This window comes from Barnesiella sp. (assembly GCF_022723415.1).
Lineage (GTDB): Bacteria > Bacteroidota > Bacteroidia > Bacteroidales > Barnesiellaceae > Barnesiella > Barnesiella intestinihominis.
Map to the genome: position 1 here is coordinate 22803 of NZ_JAIJHU010000036.1, position 13162 is coordinate 35964.

Below are 13162 nucleotides of genomic sequence, written 5' to 3' on the forward strand. Positions count from 1 at the left end.
CAAGAGAAAATCGCCGCTATGAAATTGATTTATAATTTTGGAATATATTGCTATAAACAATTAGTCGCACTCGCCGGAATACGAAATGTCAAGGCCCGGAAACTGACTCAGGGACAAAAAGGAATCTTCGATTACCTCTCCCGGCATGCCGATCCGCAAGGAGATTATTTGTGGATACATGCCTCGTCCCTCGGAGAGTTCGAACAAGGACGTCCGCTTATCGAAGCCATAAAAAAAGCGCAACCCGATACCAAAATATTACTCACGTTTTTCTCTCCATCGGGTTACGAAGTCCGCAAAGATTATTCGGGAGCGGATCTTATTTGCTACCTTCCGTTCGACCTGCCGGGCAATGTAAGACGATTCCTCGACTTGACCAAACCCACGAAAGCCATATTTATTAAATATGAATTTTGGGCGAACTACCTCAACGAACTTAAACGCAGGAATATACCCACGTATATTGTCTCGGCTATCTTCCGCCCCAAACAAATATTCTTCCGTTCTTATGGAGGATACTTTCGTCGCATTTTGAAAAACTTTACCCACCTTTATATACAGGACGAACGCTCCCGACAACTACTCGCCAGTATAGGCATCGACAATGTATCGATCGTAGGTGACACTCGTTTCGACCGGGTCGGCGACATTCGTCGCACGGCCAAAGAATTACCTCTTGTCGAAGCGTTCGCACAAGGGAAAAAGATACTTATTGCCGGCAGCTCGTGGCCCAAAGACGAGGAGTTCATTACTCGATATTTCAATCACAACGATAATATCAAACTCATTCTGGCCCCACACGAAATACACGAATCTCATTTGCAATCGATAGAGAGACTACTGAAACGCCCGGCTATACGTTACACACAAGCCACAATCGACACCGTACAGTCGTATGATTGCCTCATCATAGACTGCTTCGGGCTTCTCTCCTCCATTTACAGATACGGAACCGTCGCTTACGTCGGTGGAGGATTCGGAGCCGGCATACACAATATTGCCGAAGCTGCCGTATATGACATACCCGTTATTTTCGGGCCTAACCATCGCCGATTCAAAGAAGCCCACGAACTCATAGCATGCGGAGGCGGCTTTGCAATCCACAACAGTCAAGAATTTGCAACCGTTGCCGACAAACTACTAACCAATCCCAAATACTTAGCCTCTGCCAGAAAAAATGCAGGTGATTACATTTCGACTCATGCCGGAGCAACCAAACTCATTTTGAAAGAGTTGTTCGGGATAGAAGAATAACGGTACACCTGTTCTTTATTGTTTCCGCCTCTACTCAATCTCGGCTGGATTAAATTCGATTTAAAATGGAAAAGGAGATAAAGAAACCCGTTAAAATACTTTTCGTCTGCCTCGGAAATATTTGCCGTTCGCCGGCTGCGGAAGGAGTATTTAAACATATGCTTCGACAACGGGGGATAACCGGTCGCTTCGAGGTAGACTCTGCCGGGACTTACAGCGGTCACGCCGGAGAATTACCCGACCCTCGCATGCGTTCACACGCTGCCCGACGCGGATATTTGCTGGAACATCGCAGTCGCCCTGTAAGACCCGATGATTTCGAGAAATTCGATTTGATTTTGGGTATGGACGATTACAACATCGATACGCTCCGTTCTATGGCCGACTCTCCCGAAGAAGCCGCAAAAGTAAAGCGTGTAACCGATTATTGCCGACATTACCCGGTAGATTGTATCCCCGACCCTTATTACGGTGGAGCCGACGGCTTTGAGAATGTATTGAATATCTTGGAAGATGCCTGTGAAGGAATAATCGAGGATTTTTACATCGCATGAATATAATGCACTTCACACCGCACAAGACATAAAATTACCGACTTTCCATCTTTCCCTTGACAAAGGGAACATTTCTACACCTCTCCCCTGCCGTGTTCCACGTGGCATTGCCAACACCCTTTTTAGAACTGTGAGGGAGTGGCGCAGCATTATTGGTATGGTATTTCCCCCTACCGTGTCCCGTAGCATTGGGTGTCGCAAAGCGATATAGAGATCTTCTGTTAGCCGTATAGGGGAATAAATACGAGGAAAGTATTTCTCCCTCCTCCCTGCTGTGTCCCGTAGTATTACGGGGTGTTTTGCAACGCAAAATATAGGGGAGGTGGCTCGCAGAGCCGGAGGGGTTGAAAAGAGATGGTGAACAACTGGCTTATAGGCTCAGAGACGAAAGATAAATAAACAATAGATATGACATTTTCATTAAAAATATAAAGTTTCCTTCAAAAAAGCTTTTTCTTTCCGATTCGTTTTTATATTTTTGTTAGACTAATTTCAATGGGCTCAAAATAAACCATATAGAATATTCTAACTCTAAAACAATACATCTATGAAAAAAAATTACTTCTTACACACAGCTATTTTATTAGTAGCGTTGGTTTGTGGTTCTGTCCCGGTGTGGAGCCAGACTTACAAAAAAATATCTTCTATCGAAGAACTTACCGATGGAAAATATGTAATAGCTTATGAAAACATGGCTATGGAAAATAAAGCTAATGGTTCTAGAATTGCTGCTACTGCAATCAATGTTACAGATAATGCTATTATTAGTCCCGATGCATCTATTATTTGGGAGATTACAACAACAGCAAACGGTATGAGCATTAACAATAATGGAACATATGTCGTTGGTGTAAATAGCAATAATGCCTCTCTTTCTTCAAACTTTGAAGAAAAAACATGTGAATGGAATTTTTCTGTGGAAAAAGACAATTTTCGAGCCACCAACGTACAATATAGTAATCGATTTTTGCAATATAACAGCAGCAGTAAGTGGTTTGCATGTTACCAGTCAAATAGCAACCAAAAAGATTTGACACTCTACAAATTGGAAGAAACGGGAAAATCAAATCCCGAATTAACATTTAGCGGAATCACTGGCGACATAACCAAAATGTTGGCAGACGGAAGTTACAGCAGCAAAGCCACAACGAAATCGGATGCCACTATCGTTTACAGCAGCAGTAATCAAGAAGTAGCTACCATCGACCAACAAGGTACGGTAACGCTCCTTGCCGGAGGAACAACTGTAATCAAGGCCGAAGTTGCCGAAACAGCGACTTTCAACGCCTCTTTTATCGAATATACGTTGAAAGTAACAGATCCGGCAGCTCTCAAAACATTTGTAAAAGTGACTAATGACGCCGTAACCGAAGGGAAATATATTATCGTCTATCAAGCAAATGATGATGCCAACTCGGTAATGGCTTTGAATACAACCAATGCCGGGAAATTCTTTGGAAACACCGAAATAGATCTTACCGAAAATAAAATCGTCACCGACGACAAAACAGTTATGTGGGACATTACCCTAGAATCGGACGATCATTACTCTATCAGCAACGGAAATATATTTGTAGGATTTAAGGGTAACAATAATGAAGCCTATATATACAATGACTATACAATCGGAGAATGCGGTTGGAATTTTATATACGATGAGAATAATAAAGTTTTCAAAATCCAAAATGCTGGTGTAAATACTCGTTATTTACAATTCAATGCTAACAACAATCAATATCGATTCGCTTGCTATACCGGTTCCCAAAAACACCTTACTCTTTATAAACAAGAAGACAGCAGAACAGCCGTAGAAGTAACGTTCAATGAAATAGACGGAAACCAAACCTTATTCTTCACAAAAGGATTCACCTACAATAGTGCAGCTACTGCTACTCCAACAAGGCCTATCACTTACAGCAGCAGTAACCAAGAAGTAGCTACTATCAGCACAGAAGGTGTGGTAACACTCGTAGGTGCAGGAACAACTGTAATCAAAGCCTCCACCGCTGCCGACAACACCTATCAAGAAGGTGCTGCCCAATACACACTGACCGTTCGTAATACATCGGTAGAACTTCCTTATCAAATTGATTTCAAGACAGAAGGATTAGGCGATTGGCTCACCTATACAACCGAGGGAACAGTAGAATGGGAATCGACCAATTATGGGGTTCAAGCTAATGGTTTCAATAAAGGAGTCGGTGAGGCTTATTTAATCTCTCCCGCCGTAACAGCCTCAGATATAGTTTTAGCGTTTAGCAGTCAAAAGTCATTTAACGGTAACGATTTACAACTGTTCTACTCAACCGATTTCGACCCCAGCATCATGTCGCAACCGAGCGATGCCTCATGGACCGAAATCACCGATATGGCAACATGGGCCACCAGCCAAGAAACGACCGAATCGGGTAACATCGAGCTGCACGATCTCACTGCGCCCATTCGTTTCGCTTTCAAATACACTTGTGAAGCCAATGAAGCTGCCCGTTGGACAATCGTCGAGCTGTCAATCTCAAAAGGTCAACCTAGCGGTATCGAAGATGTAGCCACCAATGAAATGAAAGTCATCAACGGCAAAGGTCAAGTAACCATCGAAACTGCCGAAGCTATGCCTATCGCTATCTATGCACTCACCGGAGCACAAGTTCGACAAATAGAACTTGTCGAGGGAACCAACATTATAGAATTACCGGCCGGTATTTATCTGATCGGAAATAAAAAAGTAGTCGTATTTTAACCGATACTACTTTCAACCATAAAAAAGGAGCGGCATTACATGCCGCTCCTTTTTTCTATTCCTCACGCACCAGACATCGGTTCGGTAGAAAATCCGCAGATAAAGGATTGAATTTTAGCAATGAAATTCTTGTCGACAACCTCATTCCGATCAATTCGGTGAGAGACAGAGAACTATCGTTTGATTGAAAATTCAACCCCCTCGCCCTACGGGCACTCCCCCTATCTCATCTGCGATGAGCAGAGGGAGAGGACTGAAATGTCACTTCATCAGTTTTAAACTCCTCCATTGCCGGCATTTTCTAACCCCTCCGTCCTTCGGACACCTCCCCTATATTTTGTTGTGCAAAACACCCCGTAATACTACGGGACACAGCAGGGAGGAGGGAGGTAAATACTTTCCTCGTATTTATTTTTCTAACAGAAGACCTCTATATCGCTTTGCGACACCCCGTAATGCTATGGGACACGGCAGGGGAGGAGGTTTTAAAATGCCACTCCAACAATGAGCCATAAATCCCTACCAATTATCGAATGGCCCAAACATCGGCTTATTCCTACGAGCCGGAAGAAATAAATAATCAATAAAATAATCGACTCCAACTCCCAATAAAACAGAAAGAAAAACCATTCGCCCTTCTTTTTGTATTTTTTTTACTCAAAAGAAATACCTTTAACCCCCTATGTTTGTTTAACTTTAAATGATAAACTATGGTAATTGCGTATTTAAGAGTCAGCACCAGTAAACAACATCTTGTCAACCAACAAGACGAAATCAGGCGTTTCGCCCACACCAAAGAGATAGAAGTCAGCCGATGGGTAACCGAAATTGTCAGCGGAAAAAAGAATCAGAAAGAACGGAAGTTAGGGAGAGTAATCAATCAATTAAAACCGGGAGACACGCTCATCGTTACCGAAATATCGAGATTAAGCCGCACTCTCACAGAGATTATGGCCATTATGGGAAAATGTCTTGAAAAAAATATTACAATCTACTCTACCAAAGACGGATACGCATTCGATAATACCATAAACAGCAAAGTCCTTTGCTTTGCATTCGGCCTTGTCGCAGAAATCGAACGGAACCTTATATCTATGAGAACCAAAGAAGCTCTTGCCTTACGAAAAGCAGAAGGAGTCATTCTCGGTCGGAAAAAGGGAAGTATCACCAAATTGAAAATACTCATCGATAACGAACTTGAAATAATAGATCGCCTGAAAAAAGGAGAATCTATGGCTTCGATTTGCCGTATATACGGAGTCTCTACCGATACGTTCTCCAAATTCAGAAAGGTTTGTCCAAGCGTAGAAGAAGCATTCCAATACAAGATGACGCATTTTTATACTTCGTCAAAATAAAAATCACCCCGGAGAAGAAGCACCGGGGTGAAAATAAAGAAACCTATTTTTTCAGAAGGTCCAGCAGAAGTTCCGGCTCATTCGTCGTGATAAAGTCGGCTGCTTCATCGATAAAATACTGCAAGTCGTCTGCTTTATTTACGGTCCAGACATTAACCGTCAAGTCCAAATCATGAGCTTCCCGAATCCAACTCTTATTGTTTTTCAATACCTTTTGATGATAATCGAGACCCGTATACCCCAACTCTTTAAGCTCGGCAGGTGTTTTATCTCCATTCAAATAAGCGACCTTCGCATTCGGGTCCAACCGGATAATCTCCGTTCCCACCAAGTTGCTGAATGCGATGTATTCTACCTGCCCTTCCATTTTCATCGATTTGACCATATCCACAACCTTTTTAGCCAACTCGATATTTCTTTCGGGAGTAGATTGGGTTTTAAGTTCCAACACCAATATCATGGGCTTCAACTTCTTTCCGGCTTTTAAATAATCCTTCAAAGAAGGAACAGTCTCCCCGTTTTTCAATTTTGACTTCGTTATGGTCTTGAAATCCGTTTCTTCGATTTTCAATCCGTCCAATGTTTTGGGGTCATGGTTTACCACCAACCCACCGTCCGAAGTCAACCATATATCCAATTCCGACCCCCAACAACCGACGTCATGAGCTTTTCGCAATGAAGCCAAAGAGTTCTCGGCAGAGCCTTCACATTTCCAATATCCCCGATGAGCCACGGTCTTGGTCGACGACTTTGCCTGAATAGCCGGAGTCATAGCCAATAACATCAATGCAACCATTAAAATTTTAGTTTTCATAATCATTTGTTTTTTATTAAGGTATCTACTTACTTCTTCGGATTCTCCAAATTAGTTCTTATCTTGAAGTCGGCGGTTTTAAAAGAGACGTTCTTATCTCGAACATCGTTACAATGAACGATCAAAGCTCCCTCTTTTTCCCAATACGATTTCACGGTATGTCCGCTCATCGGGCCGTCTTCTTTGCCTCTCACCGTCACATCGTCGGGGTTCACCACAATTTTCAATCCTCTCGATTCATTCAACATATCCATGTCTCCTCGGCTATTCCCGCCCACAATCAAAGGCACGGCTTTAATATAAGTAGGTATAACCTGAGCCTTGCCATCATCTTGCGGTATGGGCATAATGATTTCATCGGACATGACTCCGTTTTTCACGACACCCTTAACCCCCAGCACATGAGTGACGGGTATTCCCAACTCGGAAGCGACAAACCTTTGGTATAAAAATTCGGGAGAGGCAGTCAATATCCACACCTCGAAACCATATTCTTTCAAGTTGGAAATAAGAGTCTTCATCTCAGGATACATTTTCCCCTTATACGAACGCATATAACAATCGTAACCGAGGGTAGCGATTTCCTCAGGAGTCATGCCAGACAAAAAATGTACCCTATCTTCCACATAAGGTTTCCCCACGTTATTACCGTCTTTTACCATACGGTCGAGAATCGCCATCTTTTGTCTCGATTCTTTATCTTTACGGTTCTTGTATTTTTTATCGGCATAATCATACAACGCCTCGTCGGCCAGATAGTAAGGAGCTTGTCCGAACACCGTACCGTCGCAATCGAACACGGCGACCTTACGGCCGGTAACGGTCAACGTCGTATTCAGAAATTCCTCGATACGAGCATTCGTCTCATCGGGCCAAGTCGCAATAGGACGATATTGTTGGGCACAGATACTCCCTGCCGCAAAAACATTTAACAGAACTACAATCGCATAAAAAAATCTGTTGGAAATAGATCGCATAATATATTTTTTTTAATTTGCACTTTATGCAAATATACAACAATTATCTACATATAATATTATACGAATCGAAAAAATTCGAAAGTAAAACCCCCTTACTTGAAATAAAATCGAAAGGAAACGAAAATTTCATAGAATCGTAATAAAGCGATTGTTCATTACATTCCGTACTCATAAAAGAGTACATCGCAGTTACCCGACTTTGCTCCGCATTCTATCGCTTAATATCGCTGCCATATTCTCCCCAGCCCATGCAATCAGACTATCAATACAAGGCAACAAAGATTTCGCCCGGTCGGTCAAAGAGTATTCTACCCTCGGGGGAACCTCGGCATAAATCACTCTTTTTACCAATCCGTCTTCTTCGAGGGCTCGCAAGGTAACCGTCAACATCTTTTGGGAAATATCGGGGATATTCTTCTGCAAAACATTAAAACGCATAACAGACGAACCACTCAATGTATAAAGAACCAACAGGGACCATTTATCACCGATACGCGAAAGAATATTCCGAATAGGACAATCGGGGAAAAGTGCATCCTTAATTTCTATTTTAGCCATAATCATTATATTTCAATAACAATACAAAAGTAATTAAGAAACTTAGATAATGCAACAGTAAAATTCAGTTATATTAAAAGAAGTTAAAACACACTTTAATAACTCATTCGTATTCAACGAAGGTTTCAAAAAAGTAACTATCTGACTTCGAGGTATCTTCTTGTGAAGAAAAAATTATAGTTTCATATTTGCAGCTAAAAAGAGAGTAACAATAATTTAGTAACTAATAAAAACTAGAATTATGAAAAAGAACATTTTAATTTTATTATCATTAATCACATTTACAGCAATGGCACAAACAAAAGGAAAATTCGAAGTTCTGGACTTGAAGGATTTCAAATTGCACGTGTATTACACGAACGATGCTCTGAACGATGCAAGCTACATCGTAGAAGGTAAAAACGGACTCATTACCTTGGAACAGCCTTTATTTAAAGATAATGTGGCAGAATTCGACGCTTATGTGGCCTCGTTGAACAAACCTGTACAGACAATCATCACCGATTACCATGTGGGTGGGACGGGAAACCACGATATAGTAATGGCCGAAGGTATGCCAGCCTTTACAAAAGGAGCGACCTACGACGGAATGATGCGGAACTTCGCCGAAATTTTCGGCGATGCAATCGTACCGCTACCGACCGGGAAAGCAGAAGAAATTAAATTTGGCAGCAAACAAACGTGGGATAATATAGAGTTTTACTTCGACAAAGGAGCTTCCACCGACTTTCCCGCAGCCAGTATCATTATCGGGAATAAAGTTTACTACACCCACTGGACTCCGGTAAAAGCTCACATAAGCTACTTGCAAATAAGTTCTCCGGCCGCCATAGATGCAGAAATTGCCGAAGCCGAGAAAGCGCTGAAATCGGGATGCGAATACTTTATCGGAGGTCACGACGGAGCTACCGGACGCGAATCGGTTGAATTTAAAATCGACTATCTGAAAAAAATGAAACAAATCCTCCGGGAAAACTCCACCGCCGAGAGGTTCATCTCGGCCATGACTCAGACATTCCCCTCTCTGCCAGGAGAAAACAATCTGACCGACTTGGCGAAAGCCCTCTACAAGCACTAACTTTCCTATCGAACAAAAAAATCCGATAGCTTCAACTGCTATCGGATTTTTCTGCATCCTCTCCGCTTTTATAGCTCTCAACTCATCGCCTGATTACGAAACTCGTTCGGAGTACACCCTTCGAGTTTTTTGAACAAACGACTGAAATGTTGGGGATATTGAAATCCCAAAGAATAAGCGATCTGACTGATTCCGAGCTGTGAGCCCAATATATACTCCTTAGACAATTCAATAATTTTACCTTGTATATATTCCTGCGCTGTCTTCCCGGTCTCTTTTTTCACCAAGTCGCCGAAATAACCCGGAGAAAGAAAAACTTTGTCGGCAAAATACCTGACGGAAGGTAGTCCCCGCACTTGTGATTCCCCGTTGCGGAAATAGTCGTTTAAAAGCTGTTCGAACCTGATAAGGACATCGTTATTAACCTTTTCACGAGTATAGAATTGACGGTCGTAAAACCGCAAACAATAATCGAGCAACAGTTCTATATTGACCGATAACAACTCCCTTGTGTGTTTGTCCACCGGGTGTTCCAACTCCACTTCTATTTTATGGAAACAATCCATAATAATTTCCCGCTCTTGATCCGAAAGATGGAGTGCTTCGTTCTGTTCATACGAAAAGAAAGAGTACTTCCCTATCTTCTTCCCTAATGCCGTTCCATAAATAAGATCGGGGTGAAAAATCAATCCATACACCTCGGGGCTTATCTCGTCCTCATCGGAATCTACGCCAACCAACTGCCCCGGAGCGAAACTGACGATCGTACCCTCCTGATAATCATAATACCGTCGGCCATATTTCAACGTACAATTCGTTCCGTTTTTCAAGAACAAGGCATATACGCCATAATTCATCTTCACGTGATTGACAACTCGGGTCGCTTTCCTCAAATCCACGACCGAGACCAGAGGATGCAAGGTTTTCAAGCCATACATCTTATTATAAACATCGACACTGTTCAACTGAATAATTTCGTTCATATCTTTTTAGAAAACTAATTGCAAAAGCTGTACGGCCAAACCGTACATTCTTATACAGTGCAAAATTACAACAACTTACGAAAAGAGAAAGAGACGCATCACAGAATCCGGAATTCGGGTTATTCTTTCCGTAATTCATCTACTATCGTTATAGAATATAGGCGGTAATTTTACATCGTCAAACCAACCATGCAAAAAGAATATAATATGGATTTAAAACGATTCCAACAAATGATTGCCGCAGGCGAGCCGTTGGCGGGTGAAGAAATGATTGCTTTCATGCGTGAACAAAGCGACGACACTCGCCGGCTACTATTCGATTTGAACGGTTCTTACCACACACCCGAAGAGATCGTCACCCTATTCAGCCAAATTACCAACAGCAAGGTAGACAATTCTTTCCGTCTGTTCCCACCTTTTTATACCGACTTCGGAAAAAATATCCATGTAGGGAAGAATGTCTTTATCAACTCTTGTTGCCAATTTCAAGACCAAGGCGGTATCTTTATCGGCGACGGAGCACTGATAGGGCATAGTGTGGTGATGGCGACTTTGAATCACGGCTTCGCTCCCAATGACCGCCAGAATCTCTATCATGCACCTATTCATATAGGAAAAAGTGCATGGATCGGTGCACATGCCACCATCTTACCCAATGTGACTATTGGTGACAATGCCATCGTCGGAGCAGGCTCGGTCGTTACCAAAGATGTACCGGACAATGCAATTGTTGCCGGAAATCCGGCTCGATTCATCAGAAAAATAAACTCTTAAACCGAATGAAGCCTTTTATCATTGCTTTAACCCTTTGCCTTTTCGTAAACATTTCCTCATGCTCGACCAACGATGCCCCGATTGTGGAACCACCGAACGGAGAGACAGCAGGAGACAGTAATACGCCCACGATGAACGAACAAATACGTATCATTATCGGCAACGCCTCTTTTACGGCCACTTTGGAGGATAACGCCACAGCGAAAGCGTTCGTTGCCCATAACTGTAAACATGACCGAACATGCCGGTAATGAAAAGTTTTATTACTTGCCGACAGCCTTGCCTACGAGTACTGTTACGCCCGGAACAATCTTCGCTGGCGACCTGATGCTATGGGGCAACAGTTGTCTCGTCTTGTTCTATGAGACCTTTTCCAGTCCGTACAGCTATACGCGAATCGGGAAAATCGACAAGCCATCGGGATTATCGGCAGCAGTCGGCGACAGGAACATAACCGTGACATTCGAATAACCTCAACCATATAAACATCAATCTTATGAAACAACGAATCAAATTTATCTTTACAACATGGTTCATCGCCATAAGTCTGTTTACAATAAATGCACAAGATGTACAAACCAATAAAAACGATATGGAAAATTTGAATCTGACAAATGAATGGGATAAAACATTCCCCCAAAGTGACAAAGTGAAACATAGTAAAGTAACATTCAGGAACCGTTACGGAATTACGCTCGCAGCCGATTTATACATGCCGAAAAATGCCGAAGGCAAATTACCGGCTATCGCCGTCTGCGGCCCGTTCGGGGCTGTAAAAGAACAAGCGTCGGGACTCTATGCGCAAACTATGGCCGAACGAGGCTTTCTGACAATCGCCTTCGACCCCTCTTTCACCGGCGAAAGCGGCGGCGCACCTCGCTACGTGGCATCACCCGACATAAATACGGAAGATTTCTGTGCAGCCGTCGATTTCCTCTCCTTGCGTGACGATGTAGATTCAGAGCGAATCGGAATTATCGGCATCTGTGGTTGGGGCGGACTGGCTATAAACGCCGCAGCCATAGACACACGCATTAAAGCGACCGTAGCCTCTACCATGTACGATATGAGCAGATGCACGGCCAACGGTTATTTCGACGAAAACGACAATGCCGATGCCCGTTATGAAATGCGCCGACAACTCAGCTCCCAACGTACCATCGATGCAAAAAACGGTTCGTATGCCACGGCCGGCGGTGTAGTCGATCCACTACCGCAGGATGCACCGCAATTCGTAAAAGATTATCATGCCTACTACAAAACTTCACGGGGTTACCATTCTCGTTCGTTGAACTCTAACAACGGCTGGAACAAAACTTCGGCTCTCTCGTTTCTCAATGCTCCTATCCTCGCTTATAGCGACGAAATTCGTAGTGCCGTGTTGCTGATTCACGGAGAGAAAGCTCATTCGCGTTATTTCAGCGAAGATGCTTTCAAAAAGTTGAAAGGCGACAACAAAGAGTTAATAATTGTCTCAGGAGCCAACCACACGGATTTATACGACCGAACAGACATTATTCCTTTTGATAAATTGGAATCTTTTTTCAAAGGGTATTTGAAATAAAATAGAGCCTGACGAATAAATAAAGCCCGATAAACCTATGTTATCGGGCTTTATTCTTTATTCCAACGAAGCATCATCTCCGGCAGGGCAATCGTACCATCGCCCCGCAACCGGAAAAACCAAATATTACTTACCAAAATTTATTCTGCTGAGGATTGTATTCAAAACCGACGCTTCCCAACTTAGCGACTAAATCAGCTTTACTGATGTGCATATCATCGCACAATTCATCTAACGACACATAATTATCCCGTAACTTCGTATTAATAAACGAGAATAAAATCATCGGGTCTTCTGGCAAAACAGTCATATACTTTTCTCCTTTTATTTCGGGTAGCAAAGATAGTGTAAATTAAACGATTCTTTCAAAAAAAAATTACAGATACCCAATTGCTAAGTATCTGTAATCTTTCTCGGTGATCCGCTTGGGGCTCGAACCCAAGACCCCAACATTAAAAGTGTTGTGCTCTACCAGCTGAGCTAGCGAATCTAACCTTGTTGCTTTTTG

The 13162-nt window shown here is 42.7% G+C and carries 14 protein-coding genes and 1 tRNA gene; 9 read left to right on the forward strand and 6 right to left on the reverse strand.

From position 1 onward, the window contains the following. The first annotated feature begins 18 nt into the window (after positions 1-18). The 4 genes from QVD32_RS08490 (at position 19) to QVD32_RS08505 (ending at position 5903) form a co-directional block, all read left to right on the forward strand. Positions 19-1254, forward strand: a complete 1236-nt coding sequence (locus tag QVD32_RS08490; RefSeq protein ID WP_118686874.1) for a 3-deoxy-D-manno-octulosonic acid transferase — start codon at positions 19-21, stop codon at positions 1252-1254. A gap of 65 nt (positions 1255-1319) precedes the next feature. Continuing rightward, positions 1320-1808 (forward strand): low molecular weight protein-tyrosine-phosphatase, encoded by a 489-nt coding sequence (locus tag QVD32_RS08495; protein WP_008862495.1) that lies wholly within the window; start codon positions 1320-1322, stop codon positions 1806-1808. 547 nt (positions 1809-2355) lie between these two features. Next, the gene (locus QVD32_RS08500) at positions 2356-4545 is read left to right on the forward strand and encodes an immunoglobulin-like domain-containing protein (protein ID WP_118686875.1); all 2190 of its coding nucleotides are present in this window, start codon (positions 2356-2358) and stop codon (positions 4543-4545) included. 710 nt (positions 4546-5255) lie between these two features. Beyond that, a complete protein-coding gene (locus QVD32_RS08505; RefSeq protein ID WP_008862498.1) occupies positions 5256-5903 on the forward strand; it encodes a recombinase family protein in 648 nt (215 codons plus the stop codon). A 43-nt stretch (positions 5904-5946) separates the two neighbouring features. Here QVD32_RS08505 and QVD32_RS08510 read toward each other — a convergent pair whose 3' ends face one another. The 3 genes from QVD32_RS08510 to QVD32_RS08520 form a co-directional block, all read right to left on the reverse strand. Next, positions 5947-6717 carry a glycerophosphodiester phosphodiesterase gene (locus QVD32_RS08510; protein WP_118687098.1) on the reverse strand — a complete coding sequence of 257 codons (771 nt, stop codon included), beginning with the start codon at positions 6715-6717 and terminating at the stop codon, positions 5947-5949. A 29-nt stretch (positions 6718-6746) separates the two neighbouring features. After that, positions 6747-7694 (reverse strand): HAD family hydrolase, encoded by a 948-nt coding sequence (locus QVD32_RS08515; protein ID WP_021891603.1) that lies wholly within the window; start codon positions 7692-7694, stop codon positions 6747-6749. A 192-nt stretch (positions 7695-7886) separates the two neighbouring features. Then, positions 7887-8255, reverse strand: coding sequence for a winged helix-turn-helix transcriptional regulator (locus QVD32_RS08520; RefSeq protein WP_008862502.1), 369 nt, complete (start codon positions 8253-8255; stop codon positions 7887-7889). Between the two features lie 241 nt (positions 8256-8496). Here QVD32_RS08520 and QVD32_RS08525 point away from each other — a divergent pair, with 241 nt between their 5' ends. Then, positions 8497-9333, forward strand: a complete 837-nt coding sequence (locus QVD32_RS08525; RefSeq protein ID WP_008862503.1) for a hypothetical protein — start codon at positions 8497-8499, stop codon at positions 9331-9333. Positions 9334-9410: 77 nt separating this feature from the next. Here the strand turns inward: QVD32_RS08525 and QVD32_RS08530 are convergent, their stop codons facing one another. After that, positions 9411-10316: a helix-turn-helix domain-containing protein gene (locus QVD32_RS08530; protein ID WP_008862504.1), complete on the reverse strand. Its 906-nt coding sequence runs from the start codon at positions 10314-10316 to the stop codon at positions 9411-9413. A 207-nt stretch (positions 10317-10523) separates the two neighbouring features. Between QVD32_RS08530 and QVD32_RS08535 the strand changes: the two genes are divergently transcribed. From QVD32_RS08535 to QVD32_RS08550, 4 genes are all read left to right on the forward strand, one after another. Beyond that, positions 10524-11090 (forward strand): DapH/DapD/GlmU-related protein, encoded by a 567-nt coding sequence (locus tag QVD32_RS08535; protein WP_046411756.1) that lies wholly within the window; start codon positions 10524-10526, stop codon positions 11088-11090. Positions 11091-11095: 5 nt separating this feature from the next. Then, positions 11096-11341 (forward strand): hypothetical protein, encoded by a 246-nt coding sequence (locus QVD32_RS08540; RefSeq protein ID WP_021891605.1) that lies wholly within the window; start codon positions 11096-11098, stop codon positions 11339-11341. Then, positions 11322-11561: a cyclophilin-like fold protein gene (locus QVD32_RS08545; protein ID WP_252206055.1), complete on the forward strand. Its 240-nt coding sequence runs from the start codon at positions 11322-11324 to the stop codon at positions 11559-11561. The genes QVD32_RS08540 and QVD32_RS08545 overlap by 20 nt, the downstream gene beginning before the upstream one ends. A 121-nt stretch (positions 11562-11682) precedes the next feature. Next, the gene (locus tag QVD32_RS08550) at positions 11683-12654 is read left to right on the forward strand and encodes an alpha/beta hydrolase (protein WP_229033616.1); all 972 of its coding nucleotides are present in this window, start codon (positions 11683-11685) and stop codon (positions 12652-12654) included. Between the two features lie 130 nt (positions 12655-12784). Here the strand turns inward: QVD32_RS08550 and QVD32_RS08555 are convergent, their stop codons facing one another. Both QVD32_RS08555 and QVD32_RS08560 read right to left on the reverse strand, forming a co-directional pair. Next, positions 12785-12964 carry a DUF4250 domain-containing protein gene (locus QVD32_RS08555; RefSeq protein WP_040296166.1) on the reverse strand — a complete coding sequence of 60 codons (180 nt, stop codon included), beginning with the start codon at positions 12962-12964 and terminating at the stop codon, positions 12785-12787. A 107-nt stretch (positions 12965-13071) separates the two neighbouring features. Then, positions 13072-13144, reverse strand: a tRNA-Lys gene (locus tag QVD32_RS08560). Positions 13145-13162: the final 18 nt, after the last annotated feature.

Bases quoted from the DNA above. Each gene is read 5' to 3' on its own strand.
- QVD32_RS08530 (WP_008862504.1), bottom strand. From the start codon at position 10,316: ATGAACGAAATTATTCAGTTGAACAGTGTCGATGTTTATAATAAGATG.
- QVD32_RS08535 (WP_046411756.1), top strand. From the start codon at position 10,524: ATGGATTTAAAACGATTCCAACAAATGATTGCCGCAGGCGAGCCGTTG.
- QVD32_RS08520 (WP_008862502.1), bottom strand. From the start codon at position 8,255: ATGGCTAAAATAGAAATTAAGGATGCACTTTTCCCCGATTGTCCTATT.
- QVD32_RS08540 (WP_021891605.1), top strand. From the start codon at position 11,096: ATGAAGCCTTTTATCATTGCTTTAACCCTTTGCCTTTTCGTAAACATT.
- QVD32_RS08515 (WP_021891603.1), bottom strand. From the start codon at position 7,694: ATGCGATCTATTTCCAACAGATTTTTTTATGCGATTGTAGTTCTGTTA.
- QVD32_RS08490 (WP_118686874.1), top strand. From the start codon at position 19: ATGAAATTGATTTATAATTTTGGAATATATTGCTATAAACAATTAGTC.
- QVD32_RS08525 (WP_008862503.1), top strand. From the start codon at position 8,497: ATGAAAAAGAACATTTTAATTTTATTATCATTAATCACATTTACAGCA.
- QVD32_RS08495 (WP_008862495.1), top strand. From the start codon at position 1,320: ATGGAAAAGGAGATAAAGAAACCCGTTAAAATACTTTTCGTCTGCCTC.
- QVD32_RS08505 (WP_008862498.1), top strand. From the start codon at position 5,256: ATGGTAATTGCGTATTTAAGAGTCAGCACCAGTAAACAACATCTTGTC.
- QVD32_RS08550 (WP_229033616.1), top strand. From the start codon at position 11,683: ATGGAAAATTTGAATCTGACAAATGAATGGGATAAAACATTCCCCCAA.
- QVD32_RS08500 (WP_118686875.1), top strand. From the start codon at position 2,356: ATGAAAAAAAATTACTTCTTACACACAGCTATTTTATTAGTAGCGTTG.
- QVD32_RS08510 (WP_118687098.1), bottom strand. From the start codon at position 6,717: ATGAAAACTAAAATTTTAATGGTTGCATTGATGTTATTGGCTATGACT.
- QVD32_RS08545 (WP_252206055.1), top strand. From the start codon at position 11,322: ATGACCGAACATGCCGGTAATGAAAAGTTTTATTACTTGCCGACAGCC.
- QVD32_RS08555 (WP_040296166.1), bottom strand. From the start codon at position 12,964: ATGACTGTTTTGCCAGAAGACCCGATGATTTTATTCTCGTTTATTAAT.